At 37.4% G+C, this 26,487-nt stretch carries 28 protein-coding genes, 6 tRNA genes and 2 other RNA genes; 14 read left to right on the forward strand and 22 right to left on the reverse strand.

What is annotated here, in order from left to right; all coding sequences use genetic code 11:
• Positions 1–282: IS3 family transposase (locus tag JN080_RS26015; RefSeq protein ID WP_256238873.1), on the forward strand; the 282-nt coding region annotated here is incomplete at its 5' end.
• On the opposite strand, the gene JN080_RS26020 is transcribed toward JN080_RS26015, so the two are convergent.
• From JN080_RS26020 to ssrS, 9 genes are all read right to left on the reverse strand, one after another.
• Entirely contained in the window at positions 279–1,004 is a 726-nt protein-coding gene (locus JN080_RS26020; protein WP_256238874.1) for a tyrosine-type recombinase/integrase, read from the reverse strand. The genes JN080_RS26015 and JN080_RS26020 overlap by 4 nt on opposite strands.
• Before the next feature lie 253 nt (positions 1,005–1,257).
• Positions 1,258–1,339: transfer RNA gene (locus JN080_RS26025), tRNA-Leu, on the reverse strand.
• Positions 1,340–1,349: 10 nt separating this feature from the next.
• Positions 1,350–1,424, reverse strand: a tRNA-Gly gene (locus tag JN080_RS26030).
• Positions 1,425–1,436: 12 nt separating this feature from the next.
• Positions 1,437–1,521: transfer RNA gene (locus JN080_RS26035), tRNA-Leu, on the reverse strand.
• 17 nt (positions 1,522–1,538) lie between these two features.
• Positions 1,539–1,611: transfer RNA gene (locus JN080_RS26040), tRNA-Lys, on the reverse strand.
• A gap of 22 nt (positions 1,612–1,633) precedes the next feature.
• A tRNA-Val gene (locus JN080_RS26045) sits at positions 1,634–1,709 on the reverse strand.
• 18 nt (positions 1,710–1,727) lie between these two features.
• A tRNA-Ser gene (locus JN080_RS26050) sits at positions 1,728–1,819 on the reverse strand.
• Positions 1,820–1,887: 68 nt separating this feature from the next.
• An RNA gene (gene ffs, locus JN080_RS26055) (signal recognition particle sRNA large type) lies at positions 1,888–2,152 on the reverse strand.
• A 14-nt stretch (positions 2,153–2,166) separates the two neighbouring features.
• Positions 2,167–2,353: non-coding RNA, 6S RNA (ssrS, locus tag JN080_RS26060), on the reverse strand.
• A gap of 212 nt (positions 2,354–2,565) precedes the next feature.
• Here ssrS and JN080_RS26065 point away from each other — a divergent pair.
• Complete coding sequence (locus JN080_RS26065) at positions 2,566–2,724, forward strand: hypothetical protein (protein ID WP_256238875.1); 159 nt, start codon at positions 2,566–2,568, stop codon at positions 2,722–2,724.
• A 41-nt stretch (positions 2,725–2,765) separates the two neighbouring features.
• On the opposite strand, the gene JN080_RS26070 is transcribed toward JN080_RS26065, so the two are convergent.
• Positions 2,766–3,176, reverse strand: a complete 411-nt coding sequence (locus JN080_RS26070; RefSeq protein ID WP_256238876.1) for a hypothetical protein — start codon at positions 3,174–3,176, stop codon at positions 2,766–2,768.
• A 376-nt stretch (positions 3,177–3,552) separates the two neighbouring features.
• On the opposite strand from JN080_RS26070, the gene JN080_RS26075 reads away from it, so the two are divergent.
• The 4 genes from JN080_RS26075 (at position 3,553) to yjcZ (ending at position 6,121) form a co-directional block, all read left to right on the forward strand.
• Positions 3,553–3,711 carry a hypothetical protein gene (locus JN080_RS26075; RefSeq protein ID WP_256238877.1) on the forward strand — a complete coding sequence of 53 codons (159 nt, stop codon included), beginning with the start codon at positions 3,553–3,555 and terminating at the stop codon, positions 3,709–3,711.
• 70 nt (positions 3,712–3,781) lie between these two features.
• Positions 3,782–5,035, forward strand: coding sequence for an NADP-dependent malic enzyme (gene ystJ, locus JN080_RS26080; RefSeq protein WP_305475144.1), 1,254 nt, complete (start codon positions 3,782–3,784; stop codon positions 5,033–5,035).
• A gap of 342 nt (positions 5,036–5,377) precedes the next feature.
• Complete coding sequence (locus JN080_RS26085) at positions 5,378–5,842, forward strand: N-acetyltransferase (protein WP_256238878.1); 465 nt, start codon at positions 5,378–5,380, stop codon at positions 5,840–5,842.
• Between the two features lie 114 nt (positions 5,843–5,956).
• Positions 5,957–6,121: a sporulation protein YjcZ gene (gene yjcZ, locus JN080_RS26090; RefSeq protein WP_256238879.1), complete on the forward strand. Its 165-nt coding sequence runs from the start codon at positions 5,957–5,959 to the stop codon at positions 6,119–6,121.
• Between the two features lie 258 nt (positions 6,122–6,379).
• On the opposite strand, the gene JN080_RS26095 is transcribed toward yjcZ, so the two are convergent.
• The 5 genes from JN080_RS26095 to JN080_RS26115 form a co-directional block, all read right to left on the reverse strand.
• The gene (locus tag JN080_RS26095) at positions 6,380–7,726 is read right to left on the reverse strand and encodes a D-serine ammonia-lyase (protein ID WP_256238898.1); all 1,347 of its coding nucleotides are present in this window, start codon (positions 7,724–7,726) and stop codon (positions 6,380–6,382) included.
• Positions 7,727–7,835: 109 nt separating this feature from the next.
• Positions 7,836–8,105, reverse strand: coding sequence for a hypothetical protein (locus JN080_RS26100; protein WP_256238880.1), 270 nt, complete (start codon positions 8,103–8,105; stop codon positions 7,836–7,838).
• A 235-nt stretch (positions 8,106–8,340) separates the two neighbouring features.
• On the reverse strand, positions 8,341–9,993 hold the full coding sequence (locus JN080_RS26105) for an AAA family ATPase (protein ID WP_256238881.1): 1,653 nt from the start codon (positions 9,991–9,993) through the stop codon (positions 8,341–8,343).
• 206 nt (positions 9,994–10,199) lie between these two features.
• A complete protein-coding gene (locus tag JN080_RS26110; RefSeq protein WP_256238882.1) occupies positions 10,200–10,457 on the reverse strand; it encodes a hypothetical protein in 258 nt (85 codons plus the stop codon).
• A 132-nt stretch (positions 10,458–10,589) separates the two neighbouring features.
• Positions 10,590–10,928 carry a DUF1360 domain-containing protein gene (locus tag JN080_RS26115; protein ID WP_256238883.1) on the reverse strand — a complete coding sequence of 113 codons (339 nt, stop codon included), beginning with the start codon at positions 10,926–10,928 and terminating at the stop codon, positions 10,590–10,592.
• 282 nt (positions 10,929–11,210) lie between these two features.
• Between JN080_RS26115 and JN080_RS26120 the strand changes: the two genes are divergently transcribed.
• On the forward strand, positions 11,211–11,471 hold the full coding sequence (locus tag JN080_RS26120; RefSeq protein WP_256238884.1) for an SEC-C metal-binding domain-containing protein: 261 nt from the start codon (positions 11,211–11,213) through the stop codon (positions 11,469–11,471).
• Between the two features lie 191 nt (positions 11,472–11,662).
• On the opposite strand, the gene JN080_RS26125 is transcribed toward JN080_RS26120, so the two are convergent.
• The 3 genes from JN080_RS26125 to JN080_RS26135 form a co-directional block, all read right to left on the reverse strand.
• Positions 11,663–12,472 carry a UTP--glucose-1-phosphate uridylyltransferase gene (locus tag JN080_RS26125; protein WP_256238899.1) on the reverse strand — a complete coding sequence of 270 codons (810 nt, stop codon included), beginning with the start codon at positions 12,470–12,472 and terminating at the stop codon, positions 11,663–11,665.
• A gap of 116 nt (positions 12,473–12,588) precedes the next feature.
• Positions 12,589–13,029: a M67 family metallopeptidase gene (locus tag JN080_RS26130; protein ID WP_256238885.1), complete on the reverse strand. Its 441-nt coding sequence runs from the start codon at positions 13,027–13,029 to the stop codon at positions 12,589–12,591.
• A complete protein-coding gene (locus tag JN080_RS26135) occupies positions 13,004–13,954 on the reverse strand; it encodes a hypothetical protein (RefSeq protein ID WP_256238886.1) in 951 nt (316 codons plus the stop codon). Before JN080_RS26135 ends, JN080_RS26130 begins: the two co-directional genes overlap by 26 nt.
• Positions 13,955–14,321: 367 nt before the next feature.
• Here JN080_RS26135 and JN080_RS26140 point away from each other — a divergent pair, with 367 nt between their 5' ends.
• The 3 genes from JN080_RS26140 (at position 14,322) to JN080_RS26150 (ending at position 16,714) form a co-directional block, all read left to right on the forward strand.
• Positions 14,322–15,074 (forward strand): BMQ_0737 family morphogenetic spore coat protein, encoded by a 753-nt coding sequence (locus JN080_RS26140; RefSeq protein ID WP_256238887.1) that lies wholly within the window; start codon positions 14,322–14,324, stop codon positions 15,072–15,074.
• Positions 15,075–15,248: 174 nt separating this feature from the next.
• Positions 15,249–15,740: a hypothetical protein gene (locus JN080_RS26145; protein ID WP_256238888.1), complete on the forward strand. Its 492-nt coding sequence runs from the start codon at positions 15,249–15,251 to the stop codon at positions 15,738–15,740.
• Positions 15,741–15,751: 11 nt separating this feature from the next.
• Positions 15,752–16,714: a CgeB family protein gene (locus JN080_RS26150; protein WP_256238889.1), complete on the forward strand. Its 963-nt coding sequence runs from the start codon at positions 15,752–15,754 to the stop codon at positions 16,712–16,714.
• A 126-nt stretch (positions 16,715–16,840) separates the two neighbouring features.
• On the opposite strand, the gene JN080_RS26155 is transcribed toward JN080_RS26150, so the two are convergent.
• Both JN080_RS26155 and JN080_RS26160 read right to left on the reverse strand, forming a co-directional pair.
• The gene (locus JN080_RS26155; RefSeq protein ID WP_256238890.1) at positions 16,841–17,044 is read right to left on the reverse strand and encodes a hypothetical protein; all 204 of its coding nucleotides are present in this window, start codon (positions 17,042–17,044) and stop codon (positions 16,841–16,843) included.
• A gap of 183 nt (positions 17,045–17,227) precedes the next feature.
• A complete protein-coding gene (locus JN080_RS26160; protein ID WP_256238891.1) occupies positions 17,228–19,492 on the reverse strand; it encodes a coiled-coil domain-containing protein in 2,265 nt (754 codons plus the stop codon).
• A gap of 338 nt (positions 19,493–19,830) precedes the next feature.
• On the opposite strand from JN080_RS26160, the gene JN080_RS26165 reads away from it, so the two are divergent.
• On the forward strand, positions 19,831–20,487 hold the full coding sequence (locus JN080_RS26165; protein WP_256238900.1) for a sulfotransferase family protein: 657 nt from the start codon (positions 19,831–19,833) through the stop codon (positions 20,485–20,487).
• A gap of 226 nt (positions 20,488–20,713) precedes the next feature.
• On the opposite strand, the gene JN080_RS26170 is transcribed toward JN080_RS26165, so the two are convergent.
• Positions 20,714–22,222, reverse strand: coding sequence for a glycosyltransferase family protein (locus tag JN080_RS26170; RefSeq protein WP_256238892.1), 1,509 nt, complete (start codon positions 22,220–22,222; stop codon positions 20,714–20,716).
• A 118-nt stretch (positions 22,223–22,340) separates the two neighbouring features.
• Positions 22,341–23,024 (reverse strand): class I SAM-dependent methyltransferase, encoded by a 684-nt coding sequence (locus tag JN080_RS26175; protein WP_256238893.1) that lies wholly within the window; start codon positions 23,022–23,024, stop codon positions 22,341–22,343.
• 225 nt (positions 23,025–23,249) lie between these two features.
• On the opposite strand from JN080_RS26175, the gene JN080_RS26180 reads away from it, so the two are divergent.
• From JN080_RS26180 to JN080_RS26190, 3 genes are all read left to right on the forward strand, one after another.
• Positions 23,250–24,173, forward strand: a complete 924-nt coding sequence (locus JN080_RS26180; RefSeq protein WP_256238894.1) for an NAD-dependent epimerase/dehydratase family protein — start codon at positions 23,250–23,252, stop codon at positions 24,171–24,173.
• A 178-nt stretch (positions 24,174–24,351) separates the two neighbouring features.
• Positions 24,352–25,590: a glycosyltransferase family 4 protein gene (locus JN080_RS26185; RefSeq protein WP_256238895.1), complete on the forward strand. Its 1,239-nt coding sequence runs from the start codon at positions 24,352–24,354 to the stop codon at positions 25,588–25,590.
• 293 nt (positions 25,591–25,883) lie between these two features.
• Complete coding sequence (locus tag JN080_RS26190) at positions 25,884–26,246, forward strand: hypothetical protein (RefSeq protein ID WP_256238896.1); 363 nt, start codon at positions 25,884–25,886, stop codon at positions 26,244–26,246.
• Positions 26,247–26,487: the final 241 nt, after the last annotated feature.

Consider the following 26,487-nt stretch of genomic DNA (forward strand, 5'->3'; position numbering starts at 1 on the left):
AATGAGTTTAAAAACAAACTGATTGATGAAGCCCTAGAGACTTTTAAGATAAAACGTTCCCTCAGTATGAAAGGATGCCCCTATGATAATGCAGTAGCTGAAGCCACGTTCAAAATCATTAAAACAGAGTTTGTCAAAGGACGTTCTTTTGATTCACTGGAAGATCTGACACGTGAGTTACATGATTATATACATTGGTTTAATCTTCTTCGTATTCACGGTACGCTAGACTATTTAAGCCCGATTGAATACAAACTTACACACCTTAAAAAAGTTGTCTAGTTTGATGTTGACAATCCAGTATCTTCTATTGTCAAGAACAGAGCTGGGTCATCAACTACACCTCTGACAGCAATATACTTCTCCAGCACCTCTTTCATTTTCTTTTGAATTGGAACCACTCGCTCAAAGTTGTTTTTAGTGTTCCTTATTACTACTACACCCTCCTTAAGCTTTACGTCTTGAACATCAATACCTATCAGCTCATTAACCCTTACACCAGTATCCAAGAGAAGGAGCATAAGTGTATAATCCCTAAGACCAGTGAAAGTCTCTATGTCTGGAGCCTTGAGAAGCTTGTTTATTTGTTCTTTGGTGAAGGTCTCAATAATATGCTTCCTATCCTTCAAGAGCTTCACGTTCTCTACTGGGTTCTTTTCAATATGTCCATGTTTATGAAGGAAGTTAAAATAAGCTCTAATTGCTCTTAAGCGTGAGTTAATGGTTACTGTTTTAAGTCCTTGGTCTTGCATATAAACAATGATATTCTTTTCAATTATCTCCTCAGTGACCTTGGAAGGTACAGCTCCAATACCTTGCTCAACTAGATAACGGTTATAGACCTTTAGCTCATTAAGATAATATTTGATAGTATGCTCCCTCAAGTTCCTCAATTTAGCGTTTTGGATAAATAGCTCTAGTGAGGTAGCAAAGTCAATTTCATTCTCCTTGTTTTCAAACTTGTAAGTTACATCTGTGGTGAGTTTGTTGCTTCTTCTTCCCATTGTATTTCCCTCCTGTATTCTGGTTCAGTCCATTACCACCAGAGCACACGACTCATCTATTACATAGGAATAAGACTCAATTTCTCAGCCTTACACGACTCATAGACACTACTCAAGGAAACGACTTGTGTAATACGACTCCTCAAGGAAACGATTATAACGCACGACTTGTCATGCAAAAATCGTGTCTGTATACAACAAAAAAGAGTCCAACAAATGAGTGTTGAACCCTTGATACAAAGCTATTTAGGAATACCGGTGGTCGGGGTCGAACCGACACTCCAGAAGGAACACGATTTTGAGTCGTGCGCGTCTGCCAATTCCGCCACACCGGCAAATATATTATGGAGCGGAAGACGGGATTCGAACCCGCGACCCCCACCTTGGCAAGGTGATGTTCTACCACTGAACTACTTCCGCATTTTATTAAAATGGTGCGGGTGAAGGGACTTGAACCCCCACGCCTTTAGGCGCCAGATCCTAAGTCTGGTGCGTCTGCCAATTCCGCCACACCCGCATGATATGAATAAAAGGTGGGCCATGAAGGATTCGAACCTTCGACCCTCTGATTAAGAGTCAGATGCTCTACCAACTAAGCTAATGGCCCATCTTCAACTAAGATTATTAAATGGTGGAGGATGACGGGATCGAACCGCCGACCCTCTGCTTGTAAGGCAGATGCTCTCCCAGCTGAGCTAATCCTCCATAAATATAAAAACGTAATGGCGGAGAGCAAGGGATTCGAACCCTTGAGACAGTGTTAACCGTCTACACGATTTCCAATCGTGCTCCTTCGGCCACTCGGACAGCTCTCCATAATGTTATAACTAGTAATCTAGTAAAATGTTCTTTTAAACCCAAAGTTTACTAACCTTTTAAAACACCGTGCACCTACTATTGATATGACCAGATAAGCGTTTCTTGTGCAGTTAGCTCGACTAGGCTTATCTGCGGCACACAAAGGATCCACTTATGGCTGCTTCCTTCCGGATCTGACCAAGTTCATGGGTTTCTGTTGCGCAGGACCCAGTTGTCAACACCACTTGCACAAGGCAAGACCTTACGAGAATCATACCTCTACTAGGAATTCAATCCTGCTAAGGCGGATTGCAGGTTACAGGGCACCGCCAGCTCCCCATCTAGCACGGTATGTATTGTAAAGTAAATTCCCACCTATGCCGTCTGACCAATCTGTTTTAAGAACCCGCTCTCGCAGGTGGGTTTCCGCATGCTGACCTTCCTGCGATCCTGTTTGTTAAGCAGGCATGGCATCGATCGGCAGATGTAAGAATCCCGATTAATCTATACGGTTCAAAACAAATAAGACATAACGTACATCGTAGGATAAGTATTCAATTGAGTGATTGTCTTTTGTTGATGACAACGATTATATTACACCCATGTTTCGTAGAAGTCAACATCCGAAAAGGTATAAAAAAATGGAAATTGCAAACTGTGCTTCTCCTTTATATTTAGCCTCCTCCGCTGCGATCTTTTACTTTAAATTAGCATGTAATAAACCTGCCACCCTTTACACATCCTAGAAGTGGAGGTGAAGAAAATGGAGGACATCACTAATCAGAACATGAAAAATAAAGATACGAATACGGACCAAGAAGCCATCATGAATCGGGTAAATCAAACCTTTGAGCAAATTGTTCAAGATGTAAAAAATATGCTGGATGAAAATAGCCAGGAAAAAAACGATCAATTATCCTAACGCCTAAATGGCGTTTTTTTTTGCTGAATTCTGTTGTTTTTTTATGGAACAAGAAAAGAAATTTTACCTGTTTCCTCTTCGAGTACTAAAAGTCCACCCATAACCTCTAAAATAGAACCTATCGCCACAAGGGAATCCCCTGCAATCGCTATTTTTTGTTCCTCTAGTAGCCGAACCTTATCAGTTTCCCTTATTTGCTTCGATACAGAAACTGCTTCTAAGATTTGCCCAATCGTCCTTATCCAAACCCCACTTACTATTTGTTTTTCCCCTGTTGAATTTGATTCATCCTCAATTTGTAAAAGGTCTGATAAGCCTTTGAGTTCTATAATCTGACCAATAACTTGGATCCAAAGCCCTAAGGAAACCTGCTTTTCCAGCTGTAATATTTTTTTGCTTTTTTCATCGTTTTGGTTTTTATTGTTGTAACTTGAATTTTTTGGGTTTTCCAATACAACCACCCCAGATTAAAGTATGCTGTATTGTATGTTATAAACCTTGCAAAGAACATAATATATTTGACTAATTCAATTGGTCCCCATTTTCGTGCCTATTCCTCAGTTTCTATCACAAAATCTCAGTGCTTTTTTCACTCATTTTCAAAATACTATTATATTCGACATTATCCACTAAAATCTCTTATTTTTTGCAGTTTCATATGCAGCAACTTAAGAAAGATCATTCAATACAGCAAATATTTGAATTTTTTGACTTCTTTTGTAGAAAGGCTTTTCTTTTTCCTTAAAATTGTTCATAATATCTTCTGTTGGCCCTTGATTATTCTATCAAAAGGGAACAAATATCTATTAATGGAGGTAATTTTTTTAAATGTGGGTAATCACTGTCTATTCCAAAAGAAACACCACTATGTTTGAATTCAACACAGAAAAGGAAGCAAGAGAGGTATTCAAGAACGTGCAAGGCTGCAAGATTCTTACTGAGGTTGTTTATTATAATGATCCCGCTTTTGCTTCCATTGTTGGATAAAATCTTACAAATGAAATCTCAGCTTTACTACTAATCGTAAAAAGAATCGAATCAAAAGGAGAGAAATTGTTTGTCAACTTTACGTAACGAAGCATTAAAGATGCATAAAGAAAATCGAGGAAAACTAGGAGTACATTCAAAAGTTCCAGTAGGCAATGCAAAAGATTTGAGTCTCGCCTATTCCCCTGGTGTAGCAGAACCATGCATGGACATCTATGAAGATGAAAACAAAGTCTATGATTACACGATGAAGGGAAATCTCGTAGCCGTTGTATCTGATGGAACAGCTGTTCTCGGTCTTGGGAATATTGGTCCAAAAGCTGCGATGCCGGTTATGGAAGGGAAAGCCTTATTATTCAAATCGTTTGCTGATGTAGATGCCTTCCCCATTTGCTTAGATACAACAGATCCTGACAAAATAGTTGAGGTTGTTACATTATTGCAACCGACTTTTGGCGGAGTGAACTTAGAAGATATTGCAGCGCCACAATGCTTTGAAATTGAGGAGCGGCTGAGAAAAATTTGCGATATTCCAATTTTCCATGATGATCAGCATGGTACAGCGATCGTAACTGCAGCTGGGTTAATTAATGCTTTGAAACTGGTTGGCAAAAATATAGAAGAAATCCGCGTTGTTGCAAACGGTTCAGGTGCGGCAGGCGTTGCGATCGTTAAGTTGCTGCTTACTATGGGTGTTAAGGATGTCATTTTATGTGATACCAAAGGAATCATTTATAAAGGACGCCCAGTCGGGATGAATCGTTTTAAAGAGGAAATGGCGCGTATCACCAATAAAGACCAAAAACAAGGTACGCTCGCTGATGCACTTGTTGGGGCGGATGTATTCGTCGGGGTTTCTGCCGCCGGTGCTGTGACAAAAGAAATGGTTCGTTCCATGAATGATGATTCGATTATCTTTGCCATGGCAAATCCGATGCCGGAGATCATGCCAGACGATGCCAAAGAAGCAGGTGCACTCGTAATCGGGACAGGACGCTCTGATTTTCCAAATCAGGTCAATAACGTATTGGCATTTCCTGGTATTTTCCGTGGTGCTTTAGATGTTTGTGCAAAAGAAATCAATGAAGATATGAAACTTGCAGCCGTATATGCGATTGCCGGATTAATAACCAATGAAGAGCTTCAGCCTGATTATGTCATTCCAGATCCGTTTGACCCTAGAGTAGCAGCACACGTTGCCGAAGCCGTAGCAGATGCTGCAATGAAAACAGGTGTTGCTCGTAAGCTCGTTAAAGAAAACGAAATAAAAAAACGCTTATTAGCATTGTCAGGAGCTATCCAACCTGATCACCAATTAGTCTAGGCTTAATTAAAAGATTAACAAGGTTTTTGTTTGAGGACAGGTTGAGCTAGTAAGAAGCTATATGCTTAAATGCAAGCTCTCACATTTTTTTATCAGGAATAATCCACCTTTGCTGCTGTCGGCAGTTTAGGTGGATTATTTTTTTAATGCATTAGGAAAAATTAACCATTATAATGAGAAGTGCATACAAAATATTTAAGAATATAACTATTGCATAATAATTCTTAACCATGTATATTTATTACTATGATTCTCTTACAACTCAAACCATTCAACCAAAAATTCTTTAACATGTTTTAAATAGATACATATAAATGTGCAAAAGCTTAGGGGGATTGAAATATGCAAATTAGAAAAGCCAATATGAGTGATACAGAAAGTATTTTCCAATTAATCTTACATTATGCAAAAGAGGGAAAACTGTTAGCTAGATCCTATAATTCTATTTATGAAAACCTACAAAGTTTTTATGTTGCTGTAGATGACAATGAAGTAATCGGTATTTCTAGTTTGTGTATATTGGATCGTGATTTAGCAGAAGTCCGATCATTAGCTGTCAATCCAGATCATGGCCGTAAAGGTGTTGGAAGTGCACTTGTTTCAGAAATCATTAAAGACACGAAAATGTTAGGGATTGCTAAGTTAATATCATTGACTTATCAAATTGACTTTTTTTCAAATTTAGGATTTAGTCTGGCAGACAAAAATGATTTACCTCAAAAAATGTGGAAGGATTGTTTAAACTGTCCGAAATTGCATTCTTGCGATGAGACCGCAATGTTAATCAATGTTTCCTCTAAAGACTAAGATTCTGACTTCTGAAGAAACCTGGGAATGAATTCGAAATTCTCCGCACATGCCCAAACCTTTTTCTATGATTGGGAATATGATATCCCAACCTAATGAAAAGGTGGTGTTTTTATGTTTGGTTATGGCGGTGGTTTTGGCGGCTATGGCGGTTGTGGTTGCGGTGGATTCGGTTACGGCGGTGGTTACGGCGGTGGTTTTGGCTTCGGCGGTGGATTCGCTTTAATCGTGGTTCTTTTCATCCTGCTGATTATTGTTGGTGCAGTCATCTGTTTCTAAGAAAAACTTGTTGACATAGAAAACCTAATCTATGTCTAACTAAAACGGATTTAATCGAAATGAATTCTAGCGTAAGGCGGGATCCAAATAATGGATCCTGCCTATTTTTGTGTGAACAGTGGATAATCATATTTTTAAGTTAACATAATATAATTATTTTCTAATAATTTTTCATTTTTATTATCGATTTTGTAATCTTACAGATTAATTTTATGTGTTTTAGGATTTATTTCCAACTTTTGTTGAAAGCAGCAACTATTAAGAAAACAGCTTTCCTTTTTGGTAATATTGCATCATGATATCTTTGGGAACCATGCCTCCGCCTGTCCCCCAGATCACATGTGTTCCATTCATCATTTTTTCCGTTAGTTGATGATCTCGTAAATATTCCGTTCCCTCTGTTACTAATTTTACAGGTCCAATCATCCCTGCTAATGCTGAAGGTTCCATGTGAATTCCCTCCGTATCAGCTAATGCTGAGAGTAACCTGTACAGTTGTTCATCCTCTACTGTAAAGCAGCCGCTCAAAAACGGTTCAATTGTTTTTGCCACAAATCCAGATGGTCTGCCAACCGCAAGCCCGTCCGCTTCAGTAACATTGTCTAAACCAACGTCTTGTACAGTAATTTGATCATAAAGACCCGTCATTAAACCGAGTAACATACAAGGAGAGTGTGTCGGCTCTGCAAAAAAGCAATGGACGTTGTCTTTAAACAATAGTTTCAAACCAAAAGCAACACCTCCGGGACCACCGCCAACTCCGCACGGAAGATAAACAAACAAAGGATGGTTATCATCGATGTTGATCGTAAACTCTGCCAATTGGTTTTTCAATCGAGATGCTGCGACCGCATAACCTAAGAACAGATCATGAGAATTTTCATCATCGACGAAATAGCAAGTAGGATCTGCTTCTGCTTGGATCCGTCCTTCCGCAACTGCTAAACTATAATCTGCTTTATATTCAATCACTTTAACATTTTTGCTCCGAAGCAGATCTTTTTTCCATTGCTTGGCATCTGCTGACATGTGGACTGTCACCTTAAAACCTAATTTTGCACTTATAATCCCTATGCTCAAACCTAAATTTCCGGTGGATCCAACAGCAATTGAATAGTTTGCGAAAAAATCTTGGAACGGAGCACTTGCAAGTTTCGAATAGTCATCACCAGGCGCTAACAATTGCTGTTCGAAGGCTAGCTTCTCTGCGTGTTTGAGGATTTCGTAAATTCCTCCCCTTGCCTTAATTGAGCCAGAAATCGGCAAATGACTGTCGCATTTTAACAATAATTCACCGGTTAATGGCTGTTTGTTTCTCTGTTGTATGTATTTTTTCATGGAAGGAATTCTTACTAAAGGAGATTCAATTATCCCACCCGCCTCTTTCGTTTCCGGAAAAACCTCAGCAATATAGGGTGCAAACCGCTTTAATCTCTCCTCTGCAGCAAGAACATCCTGCACTAAGATTGCTGATTTCTGAATCCCTGTTTGAAATTTTTCAATCTTAGGATTGAGCCAAAAAACCTCATTCATTGAGAGCAGTCTTTTCATTATAGGATATTTTTTTTGTCTCTTTTGAAAATCTTCATTTCCAAATATTTTTATAGGTCATCCCTCTCCTTCACTTTTACAAATCCCATTAGCAGTTCTGCTTAGTTAATTTTCGCCCCTGCACGAAATGATACTCAAAACCGAATCAAGTAATAATCCGGACCTACCCTTTTTTCCCTTTCTGATAACCTAAATAAAAAACAAGCAAACTATATACTCCAATACCAAGAATAACCTTGATAGTTTCCTGATGCTGATTCCATTGATAAACAATCGTGGATAAAAGAATCCCCTTTGTGAATAAATAATAAAGATAAACTAGTAAGCATGCTAGGAAAATAAGAAAAATAAGCCTAACTATCTGAATAAAATGTAAATCATTTAGAAAAAGGGGGTTCTTTCTCTTCTTTTTTGCTTTTCTTGTTTCTGCCATTAAGCTCTCCTCTAGTATATTACTAAAAAATTAAACTATATGAAGCATATACGATTTCTTTTTTATCCACTAGTTCCGTATAGCTTAATTATAATACTGTAAGGATGATAGTTAAAAGACCTAATATAGGTGACCTGTAATAAGGATACAAAAAAAAGCATGTTTCTTATTATGAGAAACACACTTTATCAATTAAAGTTTTCCTATCTAGCAGTCAAGGATATCTGGGGCAGTTTCACACCGATGGTTCTTGCTGCGCTTTGCCATATAACCGCTCATATATCTCCTCAATTTCTTCGCCGGTTAAATCACCGCACTTAAGCAGTTCTTCTGCTATGGTATGAACGAAGTCTGCATGCTCCATGACCAGTTTCTTTACTTTTAGCATTTCATCTTTAAGCAGGTCATTAATCTTTGACCTGAGTGCTTTAAGTCCATCAGCTTGAGAGCCGATCGCAAGCCAGCTGAACAGCTCATCACCCATACCGACAGCACCAAGATAGGCGCCGGCCAGCTGTGTAGCCTGCTGCAGGTCAGAGGTGACACCGTTTAATTTCTTGCCAAGAAACTCCTCCTCCACTGCCCTAGCTGCCAAGCAAACTTGAATTTCCGCCAAGATTTCACTGTCACTGCGATTATAGCGTTCATGAGTTGGCTTCGTGGCAGCGAGACCAAGTGCACTGCCCCGACGGATAATGGTTACCTTCCACACCTTTTCATGCGGCTTCAATAGGTATTGAGCCACAGCATGACCAGCTTCATGATAGGCGACATTCCGCTTTTCGTCTTTACTCATGGATCGAAGCGGCTGTTTAAGGCCCCACTCATAGGTTTCCATGGCAGCCCGGAAATCTTCGTAATTCGAAAGCTGGGCACCCCGCTGGTGGGCGATTACAACTGATTCATTCACAATGTGTTTTATTTGGGCAGGGCTGTAGCCTATCGTGTCGAGCGCTGCACGCTCCGGAGTCAACGATTCGTCCAACTTCACCTTCTGTAGATAGTATTGGAAGACATCGATCCTGCCGTCATAATCTGGAGTATCAACCCAAAGTTTGCGGTCGAAACGTCCGGGTCGGAGCAAAGCTTGGTCGAGTACGTCGGGTAAATTGGTTGCTCCGATAGTTAAGACAGCCGGTCGCTCTGCTTGTTTTTTTCGCAGCCCGAGTGAGCGAAGTAACTTGGCAAACCAGGAGTTGTCGATGTTGGGGGGATCCATCTGTAAGAGGAGCTCGTTGAGGAGACCAGAGCCGCCCATGCCCATCATCCCACCCATCATTCCTGCTCCGCCACCACCGGCCTGACGACTCATGCCAATCGCGTCAATTTCGTCGATGAAGATGATACAGGCTCCGTACACTTTCGCTAGTTTTCGTGCCTTCTTGTAGATCCCCATCACCTTCAGGTTACCTACCCCGAAGAACATGTTTTGAAAGCTTGGGGCTGAGGCATATGCAAACGGCACCTGTGCTTCGTTGGCAATTACTTGCGCAAGGTAAGACTTACCGGTGCCTGGAGGCCCACAAAGCAGCAATCCGCGGATTGCTTCCCCCCCCATTTCTTTAAACTCTTTGACTCCCTTTAACAAAGTGACAATCCTCTTCGCATTTTCAACGATCTCAGGGTTGCCTCGATAATCATCCCAAGTGGATCCGGTTTCGCCGGGCAGGATCCAATACGTTCGCCCCCTTGCAAGAAACCAGAAAAGAGCAACAAATTGGATGATCATGAACAGCATGGCAAAGAGAAGCTGCAACAAAATACTGAGTATATTCATCGCAACTGCCCAAGCTGCCGGGCCTCCCGACCACAACAGGATTGTGATAAAAATGATGACTGCTAACCAAAGCAGGAAAGTGCGCCACTTGATCCATCGATATTTCCCCATGACCCCTCACTTCCTCATCAAATTTTGGCTTATTTTAAAGAAAAAAACAGCCCCAGATTACCTTAAAGTAACTAAAGCTGAATTCTGACAGAATCCTCTTTTCGTAAATTTTATTCACCGTTTCTGTTTTTAGAAGTGATAATTTTTGAGAATGGTAACTTACCAGTCAGCTTGCAGATACCGAAATAACCATAAAAAAAGAGAGCCTAAGCTCTCCATTTGTTTACAATTTCAAGTATATAATTCAATATAATAGCAAGGCCGCCAATATAGTAAAAAATCAAAAGGATCCACCCCGTAGGATCGATTGGCATTAAAGACAGTACAATTAATAATGGGAACACAAAATAAAGAAGGGCTTTTAAATATTCTAATACCATTTTTGGAGAAAAAGACTTAGTCACCACCGAACGTACGAGACCAACGATAAAATCAAGTAACATAAGACCTAATACCGCCCACATCGTGTAAAGCATCCAACCTGCTATTTTAATCCACTCCCTTTTTATTGGTGCTTTATTCTATGCGGCTGATATTTGTTTTGCTTGTTCTTTTTGTCTAAAATCAAAAGGTAATTTCTTTGACATTACTTATTGCTAAATTTTTGATTCAATAATGGCTGCTGCACCAGCAACAGCTAAGACTAGGAATATTGGAAATGTTATTGGAAAAAAACAATAAAGAAAGATTACAAATAGTGAGCACCATAATCCGCTGCACCAGTAACAACTTAGCAGAGAGCCAATAAAATGACGTATTCCCGCCCCTTTTATTTCAATATTTTGCTCAAGTTCCCCCGAAGAATTTTCAATGATAGTAACTGATATGAACGGCTTTCTGATAAACGCCGCAATTTCATCAAATACAATCAGATGAGTTAAACGGAAGGACGCTAAAATGATAATAAAGAGATCAATCCAATTCACATGGAACATGTATTTTCACCCCATGAATGTTCAGTTGATTTGATACAGTGTATGTATAGCCATTGTATATGTGATTCCAAGAAATAGTAGATAAGCTCTACTTTATGCTCAGAGATTGGCAAATGAAGATAAATAAAATTTAATTTGAAGGTCCTGGTTGTTTTTATTTGTATATGTTAACAGTAAAAAAAATTTGTTTTCCTCCAGGAAAAACCACTAAACTTTTTTGTACCAAAAATGGAGATAAAACGTATGATGCAATACATAGCCTATTAACTGGGGGAATTCATTATGGCACATTTGAAGATTCCAAAAGATAAGCCCCTTGTCTGCTCAGTTGTCACTGAACTACAGGCGGCTCAAGTGGGTAAAATCTGCCAAGATTATGGCATCCAAGCAATCATCAACATAAAACCATTTGTTGAGATTTCTCAAATAAAAAAAGCAGTAAAAGCCAAACTTAAAGAAAGATTATACAACTTATGTCCATGTGGAAGTGGGCAGAAGTTTAAGTTTTGCTGCTACCATGATTCTATTAAGATCAATTTATAATGCTTTGAAAAAAACTAGCATCTACCTTGTTCATTTTTAAAGTACAAACTTTAAAACCGTTAATTTATATTCAATTAAATAAAATCGAAAAAGCACTACATTTTCGCAGTGCTTTTTGTATGTTTAGTCTGAAATTATATTAACAATCATTTGGTCGTGCGGATTGGTTGTCTATGATATGCCATTCACTATTAATCAATATTTTTAACATTTCTATTTATTAATTTAATATAATCCTCCTCATTTCCAATATCGTAACGTTCTCCTTCTATTTCTAGTCCGTAACACTTCCTGTCCTTAAGCATATTTTTTATTGCATCTGTCAATTGAATTTCCTTTCCTTCACATAGTGTTTGTTTTTCTAAAAATGAGAAGATAGCCGGATCTAAGATATATCTCCCAATTACTGCAAGGTTTGAAGGAGGAGAATGTTTAGGTTTTTCAACAATATCGATCAGTTCATATAAACCATGTTTTATTTTCTTTCCTTCAATAACCCCATAATTTTCTAATCGTTCATTTTCGGTTTGTTTTAGAGCTACTACATTGCCATGAAATCTTTCATATATATTAATCAGCTGCCTTAAACCTGGTTTTTGGCCATTAAGTAATAAGTCATCAGGAAGGATTATTGCAACCGGTTCATCTTGTGCAAAACGCTTCCCCATGTATACTGCCCCGCCAAGACCAATAGCCTCGGTTTGTCTAACATATTGAATATGAATGTTGGGCATTTTGATTCCTTCCATTAAATGCATTTTATTTGCTTTTTCAAGAAAGGCTTCGAGCTCTAGTGAACGGTCAAAGTAGTCAACAAGTAGATTCTTGTTTCGTGACACAACCATTAAAATTTCTTCTATCCCTGAAGCAACTGCTTCCTCAACAATATAATGGATGATGGGTTTACCACCAACCGGAAACATTTCTTTTGGGATCACTTTTGTAATTGGAAGGCTTCTTGTTCCATACCCAGCTGCTGGAATAATTGCTTTTCTTATCAGCCCTTCACAATTTGTATCTTTAGTAAATATATTCATTTTATTTATCACCAGTTCATTGTCCCATTGGAAACGGGCTGATATAAAAAAAAACGGCAATTTTATCGAAATGCCGTTTTTTACCCATCAAAAATAACTAATTCCAATGGGACCGCTGTTTTTCCATTTGTTTTAAAGCAACCTACCTCCACTTTTCCTTTATAAAATGAAACAATAATATAGGCAAGCTTTGTGTAAGGGTTATTTTTAATATCCTGGAATGATGGAGTAGCAGGTGTATTTGGATGAGAATGAAACATACCAGTAGGTTGTTCTGCATGTTCTTCCATTTCTTCAACTGCTTGTTTAATGGACTTCCTAGACATATAAAACCGATTTAGCCTTCGGGATTCATTTTTTAATTTCCATAACGTTAAACCTTTTCCTTTTATACCTGAAAGCAAGCCACATGCCTCATATGGAAGATGATTTCTGCAGTACTCAATCATTTCCTGATAAACAACTTTTCCTATTATATAATGGCCAGAACTGTAATTATTCCTGATTCCATTGATTTCCATAAGTAGAGCCAGGGATCGAAGACTGGGTCGTTTTGCTTCTCAATGTGAAAAAGTCCATAGTTGCAGGATTTGAACTTTTACTTTTTTTAGGGACAGGTTGATTTGAGGCTTTTTGCTGAGTCATAACACGTTGAAACCAATCTGCTGGTTGTTGACTCTGATGCTGGGGAATTGGTTTACTACTCTCAATTTGCAATGTCTCTTCCGGCTTTTCCGTTACTTGCTGTTGATCATTCCCTAATACCTCGGCCTCCGGTGTTATTTGCGATAAAGGTTGTATGATAAACTGCTTAATATAATTTTCTCTTTCCTCCAAATTAGATTCCAAACCGGCAAACTGGGCTTTCATTTGCCGCATTTGTTTTTCCCAAATTTCCCGGTCTTTCTCATATTGGACAATTTTATCGTGGTACTTTTTCAACTCGGTTTTAAATTGCTCCATTTGTTGTTCAAGAGCACGATCATTTTCTTTTTTCATTTTATAGATTTCCATTTCTTTTTCTTGGAGTTCTGCAGATAATCTACCGTTTTTCTGTTCAAGCTCAGCCATTTTCACCAGTGTTGCTTTTGTTTGGGCTAATTCAGCTTTTAATTCATCGATTTGTTTTGACCATGATCCTTTTTCAGCATCAAACTTTTGTGACTGATCCTTGTAAATGTTCACCTGATCCTGAATATGTTCAAGAACATGTAGATAAGACTCCTTTTCATTTTGATAATGCTCGGTTAACATATTATATTCTTCAATCCTTACTTCCAAATCTTCTTTCAGCCGAAGCTTTTCTGATTCAAATTGTTCAAGCCTGGTTAATGACTTTTGAGCTTTTAATAAATCTGTTCTCATTATTTCAATCTGATTCTCAAGCTCGTTCTTCCTTATTTCTGACTTTTCGAAGTCTTCTTGCAATTCGACTATATCCTGCATGAGGCATCATCTTCTCCTTTACGATTATCTTTCTGGTTCCTTAATTCACCAAACTATACTTTTTCTAATAGGGATTAACTCTTTGTAGTTAAGATACGTATTTTTTAATATGATTGTTCCTATTTTTTTAATCGAAAAATTTAGACAGAAATATTAAGGCTTGTTCTGTAGCTATATACTGGCACGCTCTCATCGTCAATGAATATATTGTGTATGGGTCAACTGTTAAAGACATCCAATTTCCTGATAAGCTCATAAATCTAAATTAAAAACTATGCAAAAGCCTAAACACAACATCAGGATATACGCATAGAATACAGTAGGCTCCAACAAATATCACGAATTATTAGAGAGGATGGTTTTATTCATGGACTTTAGATCAGTGAATGGCGGTCAGGAAACTCTTTGTATTAAAGTAAACAAAGTGTATGACTGGGTTACCCGCCAATCAGATGTGCCCCTGATCAGCTTCAATGCAAGCGACCTGGGAGCAACTCTTTTCTTTGACTGCCCTGGAGGTGTATCTCCAACTCCAGGACTATCCGATGACCCTTGTGCTTTTCTAGGCAACACCTTTACTGTTGATTGTTTCGTGACAGATGAGGAAGGTAATCCAGTAGACCCGCTTGCACCCGGATCAATCCTTTGTACTGAAATTGCACAGCCAGAGGGCCGGCAAAGTGGAACATTTACACTGCCAACCGGGGAAACGGTAACATTACAAAAGGTAAAAGTATTAAAGAAGGGCTTTATTGTTGTTCGTGTCACAAACCCACAGGGGGTATTTTGTCAAACTACTCCAATACCATTTGCAGTAGCGGAAAAATTCTTCCTTTGTGCTCCTCCAGGAACATTCTTACAATGTGAAATTACAGATTTTGAATGCGATGCAAATTTAATTTGCCGCCCTGGTGCATCACCCGGAACATTTACGTTCCAACAACTTGATATTTCGATTAATATGTGCCAAAACATCCAGATGGAAGCATTGGTTAAACTTGAAATTACGGCGGAGTTTTGTCAACCCCGTCCAGAATTACCATTTGTCTGCCCTCCACTTGCGTTCCCACCACAATGTCCAACGATCTTCCCACCTGTGGTGCCAAGTCCTACACCATAATAGGGAACTATGGATAAAACCACGTAAAAACAGGGAGGAAAAAACATTTTCCTCTCTATTTTTTCATTTAGAACATAAAAGAGTGATGATTGATCGAATTTACACTCATTTACCAAGGGATTCTACATAAAATGTAAGGAAGAAATACGGTGTTGGAAAGGAGGATGGGGACATTTGTTTTGGAATAAGAAAGACGAAAAAAGGATTGAAGCCCAATCATGGTTTAGCTATGCGGTTATGCTCCCTAACCTTGACGAAGACGAGCGAGAAGTAATCATAATCGGAAACTATATGATTAAAAACACAGGAAACGAAACAGTAAATAACCCAATTATCTGTATTCAAATAAATCCCACACGAGACGTACGGCTTGGAGGAAAAATTGGTTCTGCGAAACATACAGCAATGTCAATCGATGGAACAAATACGGGAGCATGGGAATATATCCACACCGATTGGAAGGAAAAAAGTTTAGAAACAGGTGAACACTGGTTAATGCCCAAATTTCGACTTCTACTTACTCCTGGTGAAACAATTACTTTTGCTCATGAACTATCTTTTTCATTGCTGCAAAAAGAAAAACTTGTAAACGTCGATGGCTTTGCTTATTTCGATGAAATCAAAAATGGAATAACATCAATGAATAAGATTACGATTAACTTTTAAGTGAGGTAAAAATGAGAATTTTATTTATCACGTCAGGATATAAAGGGATTTATGATTGGTTTGAAGGATTGATCTTAAATGAATTAAAGAAGCAAAATGAAGTGCAATTTTTTCATTTTAATAAAGGGTTGCCTGGGCTAAAATTAATTATACAAAAGTTCAAGCCTGAAATCGCTCTTTCACTAGTTGGTTTTAAATTTCCACATGCAATGCTACAATGGCTGAAACAGCAGCATATTAAGACAGCTGTGTGGTTTACAGAAGATCCTTATTATATGGATCGGACGGCGATTCTAGCCCGCCAATATGATTATATCTTTTCGATTGATTCGGCCGCTGTTGATTTTTATCAAAGAAGCGGTCATAAACACGCCTTTCAATTATCGCTTGCTACTTCACCAGAGGTATTTCGTCCAAAGCAAGTAGAGACAAAATATAAGAGTGATATATGTTTCGTTGGTTTCCCCTATCCTGAAAGGATCAAGGATATTCAGCACTTGGTGATGAATACTTCATATAAAATTCAAGTGGTTGGAAAATGGAAATTTCCATTATACAAATTACGTCGTAATCAGAATTTAAATATCCATGAAGGGTGGGTTGAGCCTCAAAATGTCTCTGAATTTTATAATGGAGCAAAAATTGTATTAAATACCCATCGCCCTTTCAACCTACAACAAAACATGAACAAACTCGGTATTGTAGGTAAAAGTATTAATAATCGAACATTTGATGTTGCCTCTTGCGCTTCATTCCAATTAATTGAATATAGAGATGATTTAAAGGAGCATTTTGTAGAAGGTAAAGAAATCGTAGCTTTTAAAAGTCTTAATGATCTACTGGAAAAAGTACATTATTATATTGAAAACGAAGGAGAAAGAAGTCATATTGCCAATAAAGCGAGAGAGCGTGTCCTCAAAGAGCATACTTTTGAATCAAGAGTTAAAAAAATGTTGGATATATTCTCAAAATAAGAGCCAGGGTTACTTAAATAAAACATACCATTGATTTTTTATTGTGAGTAGACCGTTTGCAGAACCTTCAAAATATTTTTTAACCTAAAAAGGCTGTAGCAAATTTTTCACAGCCTTTTTTAGAGGTTATTTTTTTGCTTTTAATGCTGTTTTTGGGGAAACTTTACTTCCGCAGCCGCAGCCGCCAGTATTTCGTTTTGTATAAGACATTCCACCCTGCGCCGAGTAACTTTTGCCCGTCTTATTTCCTAAATAAAGACCAGGCTGTTGCTGCTGCTTTTGTGGGGAATGTGATCCTGTAATAATTTTCAGGCCTCGTTTTTTGTTCAAAATAAACTCCTCCCAGGAATTACGGTCCCTACTTTAATTATATGAAGCTTTAGTATTTTTGTGTTCCTTTAAACAAATAAAAATAAAGATAATTAACAGGGTAGTTTTCGCTTTACATCAATCTTCTTCCCAGTCTTTTTACCAATATCTCCATTTCGAAATGTATCTAGAATTTCATTATTCCTATTTCTGCTGCTTTGGAAGGATCATAGACTGGGTTGTTTTATTCCGTAATTCAAAAAAGTCCATTGTCGATGGATTTAAAGATTTAGTATGTGCGGGGGTTTTCTGATATGTGCATTGTTGCTGTGCTTTAATCTGCTGGAACCAGTCTAATGATTGATGAACTTGTTGATGTATAGGTATTTCTTGGACATGCTGCTCCACAGCCATTGGTAATTTTTGCTGATTGTTCTCTTCAGTTACTTGGGAACCAAGATTGGGTTGAGATAGAGGCTGTTTTATAAACTGACGGATAAAGTCTTCCTTTTCTTCCAAACTCGATTCTAAAACGTTAAACTGAGCTTTAATTTCATTTATTTGTTTCTCTAACTTTTCCCGCTCAACTTCAGACTGCATCAAATGATCTTGTTTCATTGTTATTTCCGAATTAAAATAGTTCGTCTTCTTTAAAAGTGCAAGTTCATTTTCTTTTTTAATTTTGTATATTTCAATTTCCTTTGCCTTAAGTTTCTCTGCTAACTTATTGTTTTTTTTTTCAAGCTCCTCCTTTCTTTGAAGATCATTCTTTGTCTGCTCTAATTCAGTTTTTAATTCATCAAGTTCTATGGACAATGCTGCTTTTTCGGCCTCAAACCGATTTTCTTTTTCTTTGGACTCCTTTAGCTGATCTTGAAAATGCTCAAGATCATTTAGATAAGACAAATTTTCACGCTGATAATTCTCTGTGATCAGGATAAATTCCTCCATTTTCGCTTCCAATTCTTCGCTTAATTGAAGGTTTTCTCCTTCTAATTGCTCAAGGTGAGATAATGATTGTTTTGCATTGTGTAATTCAATTCCCATCTGGTCTATCTTATTCTCGAGCTCTTTATTCCTCAACTCAGAACTTTCATAAGCCCTTTTAAGTTTAGACAATTCTGACTCAAGATGTTTTTTGTCATCCTTTATCTGATTAAGCTCTAACACTTTTGCCTCTAATTGATGTTTTAGTGATGATGTCATTCTAACTAACTGCTTTGTTTCTTGGAAAACCTCGTTTAAATTAGTGGAGATCTTATTTAGACGTTTTTCGTCATGTTCCCTTAGTTCCGTTAGTTTTATAAGCCTTTCATGAAACGAAAGATTTTCCTTTTCAAGATGGGTAATTTTGTTAAGAAGTTCCACTTTTTCTGTTTTATACTGTTTATTCTCTTCCTCCAGCCTGTTCATTTCTATCTTTCCGCTTTCCAGCAGATTTGCCATTTGGTTTTTTACGACTTCTATTTCTTTCAGTTGTTTTTTTTCATTTAATAATTCCGTTTTAAGATTGCTGTTCGTCTTAAGTGCTTGCCCCTTCTCTATTTCCAATTGTTTAATCTGCACTTTGAAAGAATCGTTATTATGTTGTAATTCGGACAGTTGTTGGGTAAATTGATTGATTTCTTTGGACATTTCTTCATGTTGTTTTATTGCCTCACCCAAATCAGCAGATTTCTTCTCCAGCTTTTGTTTTAATAAATTATTTTCTGTTTGAATTTCATTTATCATTATTTGCGCTTTAGAAAAATCTTCTCCTATTCTAATTAGCTCATCGGAGATGGACTGCTCATTTGCTTTATAATTTTCTAGTTTTTCATCCCTTTGTTTCAATTGATTCTGCATTTCATTTAATGATCTCAGTAATGCTTCTTTCTGCCTGTAAATCTCTTCTTTCTCTGCTGTTGTTTTCTTTCTTGTGATTGTTTGTTTTTCAATCTCCTTCTTAAGTAAAATGATCTCCTCGCCCACGGCGTGTTCTTCTTCTAATTCAGATAAATGCGTTCGTAACCCTTCCAATTCAGATTTCAAATTCTTTTTTTCTTCTAACAGTCTTAATTCCATCTCTTTTTGTATCATATTTTTTTTATTTAATTGATCAACCATTTGGGTAAGCCGTTCATTTTCTTTCTCATAGTTTTCTAGTTGATTTAATACGTTGGCATCATCGTTCCTTTCCTTAAGGAATGAAATTTGTTTTTCATAATCATCCTTTTTTAGGAGGAACTCATTATAATCTCTAATTAGTTCATCTCTCTCCTCGTAGTACGTCTCCTGCTCATCTAACAGCTTCTGAATTTCTCCTTTTAATACGACTTTTTCATGTTTTAACTCCATTATTTTTTCTTGGAACCTTCTATTTTTACTCTCCCTTTCCGTTCTGTAAAGAGAAAGCTCCGACTCAAGATGTATGATTTTTTGAATGAGCTGTACTTGAGTTAGTCTTTCAAGCTGACTCTGCTTTGTCATTCTTTCCCCCCCCATAGGTAAATGCCTATTTCTTCTTTGTTTATTTTATGCTCCATTAGTAAAAACGTGTAAATGGAGGGGAGGAAATTTTTGTCGTACTATACAAGCTGAACATATTCGCAGGCGTTTTTCATCCGATCTTATATCTGGAAGGATGCACTTGTAAATTCTCAATACAATAAATTAATGCAAGTCCGATAATCATGTTGTTCAATTCAACACATAAAATATAAAGACATTCCGTTATAGAATTTGATAAGCAATTACACTTTTTTTAGTGGCCTACGGTAAAATCCATAAATAACAAACGTTCTCGAAAGGAGCTGTTATGATTGGAAGTGAAGAACAAGCTTTTCCTTGTATTATGCCTTCATCGTTCGGGCTCTAGTGCTACTGCTGGTGTTATGCATCTTTTAGGTATTCATATGGGAGAAAAACTCCTCCCGGCAACGCGCAATAATCCAAAAGGCCACTATGAAAACAGTCAATTTGTCAATTTAAACCAAGAAATATTAAGAAGTATCCAAAGCAACTGGAACCAACCCCCTAGTCGGGAAAAAGTTCTAAAAGTAAATATTCATAAAGTAAAAATCCACTCGTTTATTAAGGAAAACATAAAACCAGTTTGGGGACTTAAGGATCCACGTACGCTGTTAACCTTTGAATTTTGGAAGCCTTATTTTGATGAAGTAGCAGATATCACCTATGTCTTTGTCCACAGACCATTCGATGCATCCGTTCGCTCTCTTGCTCATCGAGATAAAAACGGAATTGGAAATGCCGTTCAAATTTTAACCCCTTATCTAAAAAACCTTTATCATTATCGTCATACGTTCGGACTCCCAGTTGATAAAATCATTGATATCTATTATGAGGATTTGCTGAAAAATCCGGAACCATTTGTCAGAGAGTTAAATGAAAGAATTGGTAACCCTGCAAATCATCAGCTTAAAGCGGTTAGTGCATTTTTAGACGAAAGACTGCAAAATTTTTAAAAAAGCTCGATAAAAATATTGCAGCTACTCAACGCAGGAAGATTGCGATTAATATGTGTCAGGCAAAGGAGACGTATCTACACGCCTCATAGAGCTATTTAACTGGCGGAACAACCAAATAGTCGCATGGGTCACAAACGCTGTGCATGGAGGCAATTTAAGCCTAGTATGATCCGTCGTATTGCGGTGACCAACGAACCAATGTCACTCTTTCCACTCTATTCCCTTACGGATTCTTTGAGCGTTTGAACGCAACGATCAACCAGTTAGGACTTGGGCTATCTGATAAGTCGTTAGGCAATGCTTTCGATGTTTTCGGGAACCTTCTTCTAAAACGGATCGCACCTTTTTGGGCAGGCCTTGAATGATCATCTACTTTAAAACTGTTATTTATATTGGAATGCCTTCTTAAACGATGATTAAAAAGGTTTACACGTCGAATAACGGATGGATTTTTGGTGACGTTTTTTATAAAACCTAATTCATTGTTCATATGGTGATAATGAATGATGACGGGATCACAATTATTCATGCGGTATAGGGCGTTAGAAGTTAAGTGATAGTTCATTTGAGCTGGCAACCTCCTGAAAGGCACAGGTTGTGCAGCAAAAGCAATCGATAAAGAAGCCTGCTCGCAGAAAAAATAACGCCTTTCTAATAAACATTTTTTTTGGGACAGATCAATGGTATAGTTTTTCCATATCGGGTAGAACGTTTTTAAAATGGCATTGGGGAAAATTAATACGCCGGCATTACAGTACCAAATGGTAGGCTGTCTTGATACCGATGTAAAGTATCTTTGCCGCGGCAGCGAAAGATGGTAATGAGCAAAAAGCTTTTGAAAGAGATGAATGGGTACGGTTGCTCCCGCAGCCATGTCTGCTTGGAAGTGATCGCCGTCTATAAAAGGATAAGGATCTTGAACCATGACTGTATCACAATCTAAAAGCATGATAGTATCGTATGAAGCGACTTCTGGCAATTCAAATAGCCGGAGTTTGTTTGAAGGCGGATGCAAAGTACTAAAACGTTTGACAATTCGGACAAATACATTCCATTTATTTAATTCTTTGACAAACTCAGGATCAGCCTCATCGACCATACAGACAAAAATATTTGCTCCTGCTGTCTTACCGCCAAACCAACGTATTGATTGAACAAGTCTCAGTGCTTGCGTTTGATACTTTTTATTATTTTCTGCTACACAGCTAATCAACATCCTGCCTGCTCCAGGAACTAATTGGCGGTAATCACCTTCACTATAAATTTCCTTTGTTGAAATCCCAAATTGATTTAGCCGCTTATCATGATGAGTTATAAAGCTTTTTTGTTGCTCGTCACTGAAAAATGAAAGTTCTTCTCTTCGCACAAAAGCGAAACAATCTTCGCCTGATTCAGCCAGTATCAAGTTTTGTTTAAGGCACTCCCTTAACAAAGTACCCTCAGTTTGTTTGTTGCAGCAGATTTGTTTCAAATCACCTGAATGATCACCAAGTTCATTTGGATTTTCATAAAGTGACGTTTTAATGACAATCACTCCGGCTTTGTTGAGTACATTTTTTACTTTATCCCACACATCCTTCAGTTTGAACACAGGAATATTTTCGATTAAATTATTTAAAGCAATTACGCGATATTGTTTATTTACATTTAAATCCTCCTGTTTGCTGCAGGTTAAAATTTCCTCTGTTCGCACTCCACAGACAATTGAATCGATAAAGCTACGAATATCCAACAAATTCACTCCTTGTAAAAGCATGTCTAATATACTCTATGAAAAAAACAAAATAATGAATAGGCAAAGAATGTGGTTGATTAACAAGTTGGGCTGGAACAAAAAAACACCGATGGTATTATTCATCGGTGTTTTCTGCTTTATAAAAGCAAAGCATTTTTTGATTTCTCGGGTGGTGCCAATCACCGATATATTCCATCTTTAAGGTAGAATCACTAATTAGATACTCAAATAATGAAAGATGATAATGATATGGATCTTTGTCAAGATGAGTTATAACACCGCCCGAATTGGACTGGGTAACTGGTTGATCGTTAAATTTATTTTTCGTCTCAAAAAAAGTGGCATAAAATTTCCCACCGGGATTAAGCACCTTCTCAATATTTATTAAGCATCTTTGAATAACATTTACAGGAAGATGAGTAAATACCGATTGGGCAATGGCATAATCAAATTTTTTCTTAAAAAGCTCAAATTGGAAGTTTTCATTCACGATTAGGGTAGACTTCTTACGGAGTAAATTAGCTCTTTGAATTTCAGCGTGACCTGCCTTAATAAGGGAAGGATTAAGATCGAGTCCACTATACTTTCCTTCATTTAAATATTCTATAAAGTAAATACCTCCACGCAGGCTGCCGCAGCCGACATCCAGCAATTCGTGCTCTGGCTGCATTCCCTGTTCTTTCATAAATTTGAGCTGAATCTCCCCCATTTCCTTCCACATACCGCCGATTGTATTGCGGTGTATTCCCCTTTGAATACCCTGCTTGCTTAGATTTAAACCATAATAATGATTCCACATTTCGGCATTCCCCCTAATGTTACAATTAATATATTGTCAGAATAAGAAATGGGTACTAAAAGTTAATCTTCAATAGGTAGATAACTAATTTATTCTTTGAAAAAAGTAATTTCGTCTTTATTGTCTGTTACCAATTCCTAGTTAAATAATAGATAAATACCACATACCAATGTCAACCATGTCACATACGCTGATAAAAACACAATGAGGAGAGGAGAATGATTAATGAAAGCTCTTGTAACTGGTGGAGCAGGGTTTATTGGTTCCCATCTTGTTGAAGAACTAATCTCCAAGGGTGCAGCGGTGCATGTGATCGATAATTTGTCATCTGGATATTTGGACTATGTACACCCGCAAGCCATCCTGCATAACGCAGATATTTGTAGTGAAGAAGCAAAAAAACTTATTTTAAATGAAAAACCGGATTTTGTATTTCATTTAGCTGCTCAGGCAGATGTGGGACGATCCATCCAATTCCCAAGGCATGATGCCGGTGTAAATATTAACGGAACCATTAATATTATTGAGGCCTGCCGGGAGTCCTCTGTAAAAAAAGTAATCTTTGCCTCCACCTCGGCGGTCTATGGTAAATTGCAAAAAGATCTAATTTCTGAAAAAGATATTGCGGTACCCATTTCTTATTATGGCTTATCAAAATTAACGGCTGAAGCCTATATCCGCTTATTTTCCCAACTATATGAGCTTCCTTACACAATACTGCGTTATGGTAATGTATATGGTCCCAGACAAACAGCAAAGGGTGAAGGCGGTGTCGTAGCTGTCTTTTTAGAGAGATTAAAAAAAGGGGTGCCTTTAAGTATTCATGGAGATGGTGAACAAACAAGGGACTTTATCTTTGTAGAAGATATCGTTCAAGCTAATCTAGCCGCTATCGTAAGAGGAAATAATGAAACGATTCAAGTCAGTACGGCAAAAAGCACATCGATTAATCAATTAGTAAAAATCCTCTCGCAAATTCATGGGATTACACTGGATACTATCCATACAAGCGAAAGAACAGGAGATATCAAACACAGCTGCCTTGATAACAAAAAAGCAGCAGAATTTCTTCATTGGTCTCCGAAAGTCGATATTTTTCAAGGAATTATGGAAACATATACCTCAGTTTTCAAGAGTGGGGCCGTATAAATGTCATAAGGGGGTATAACCCCCTTTGTTTGATTTTCTCTGTAGGTGAACGATCACTTAAAGCTTTAACCGATTGGTCATGCAGGTCTGGTTTATTTCGGTTCATAAATATAGTTGTACCGCCCTTTCAAATTATTTCTAAAATCATATACATATCCTAACGGATAAAAGAGGTGTTATGACTTTGAATATATTATTGTCCACTATTTGGAGACACCCTACAATAGGGGGGTCTGCCATGTATATCGATCAATTAAAGCGAGGGCTTGAAAAAAAAGGACACCATGTTGATATTCTCGCAAAGCATCCAAATTTGAATGGATACTATTTAGTGAATCATGGAAAGTTTATAAGCTGTGATAAACTGAATAAATTGATAAATAGTTGTTTTAATGGTTATTTATCTGCCCGTGTTCCCATCGCTAAAGAAAAAAGCAATCACTGCTTTGAACTGGCCGCTAGTTATTTTAATCTGGAAGATTATGATATTATTCATACCCAAGATATTTTTTCAACCAGGTTACTATCACGTGTTAAGCCAAAAAACACTCCCCTTATTGCATCAATTCACGGTTGCATTGCTACGGAGTACCTTATTCATAGAGATCGTTCTTTTATTTATAATAATCACATTCCAAATAGCAATCACCACTTTGACTGGAAATATAAATATTGGCAGGAATACTCCGGTGCGACATCAAGTGATATAACCATTGTTGCTACTAATTGGCTAAACAATCTTTTGATTAATGGTTTCAACGTCCCCCCCCAACAATTAACTATCATTCCGTATGGACAGGATATTTCTGAATTTGATAAAAAAATGGAAGAAACATCACCCGTAATCTCCCCTCCAGGTAAAACCGTTATCGTATGTCCGGCTCGTCTAGCTTTTATTAAAGGGCATAAAATCCTTATACAGACTTTAGAGAAACTTAAACAACAGCGTAATGATTGGGTTTGCTGGCTTGTAGGCGATGGAAATTTGCGTAACGAGTTAAAACTCATGACAAAGAGGTTAAACCTAGAACAAAACGTAAAATTTCTGGGTGTTCAGAAAAACATTCCTGCAATATTAAAGCAAGCAGATATTTGCGTTCTCTCAAGCTTACAAGAATCTTTTCCATACGCAATAATGGAAGCACAACTAGCAGGATTACCTGTTGTCGTTTCAGATGCCGGAGGCCTGCCCGAAACAGTTGTCAATGGACAAACAGGTTTTATATCTCAAAAAGGAAACAGTGATTCAATATATATGAACATACGACAGTTGATGGAAAATAAAGAAATGAGGAATGCAATGGCTGCAAATGCTCGATTATGGGCAATTCAAAAGTGGGATTTAGAGACAATGGTAGACAGGACACTAGATATATATGAACAGGTTATTAAAAGCAAAAAAGGAGGAGATGCTTAATGAAACTTATTAACAGGAATTGGCCGTATAACAGGAAGGAGCATATACGGCAAAATAGGCGGTTCGCCAAAAGTAAATTTCATTACCTTAGTAAACTTTCTCTTTATAGGCAAAGAAACCTCAGACTTATTCAGCTTTCGCGACGAAATCAATTTAATCGCAGACTTATTCAGCTTTCACGAAGAAACCAATTAAATCGCAGACTTATTCAGCTTTCACCAAGAAACCAATTACTCCGTAGACAGACTCAATTTTCCCAGCCAAATAAACAGATCGGCGGGTCATTTCAACAAATGAATAAAAAGATTGGAATACAAAATCTATTTTTAGGAAAGCCCGTTCAACTTTCACAACCTAACCAAATGGTTAAACCAAGACAACCTTTTCATCAAAATCAATTTTGGGGAAGACCAATAAAAAAACCACTTACAAATCAAAATTCCAAAATACAGAGACTTAAAGCACTTCAAAAGAGTAACAACAGCAGAAATCAGCCTAAACGAGAAAGATTTTATACACCACAAGAACTATTAAAACTTGCACCAATACATGATAAAGCCATGTGGCAATTAATTATCAGCAGGCTTCCGACTGACTATCGTTTACCAGATCCAGAATTCGTTAAAATATATAAAAATTTTTTCAAATCTAAATAGTAGCCTTCAAACTAGTAATCTGCTAATATAAATAAACCTTTAATTATATAAAAAATTTTTTTCCATCCCTTTATTTATTCTAAATCAAACCATGAATGAAAACCCGTAGAAGACTAATTCGGAGCAAATAGAAAAAGTAACGAAAAGTTAAACTTTTCGTTACTTTTTCTATTTGAATCAATTTCATAATGCCTAATTTTAAAAAATCACATACTCGCAGAATTTTTGATATGTTTTTTTT

The organism is Bacillus sp. EB600, from assembly GCF_024494385.1.
Lineage (GTDB): Bacteria > Bacillota > Bacilli > Bacillales > Cytobacillaceae > JAEVLT01.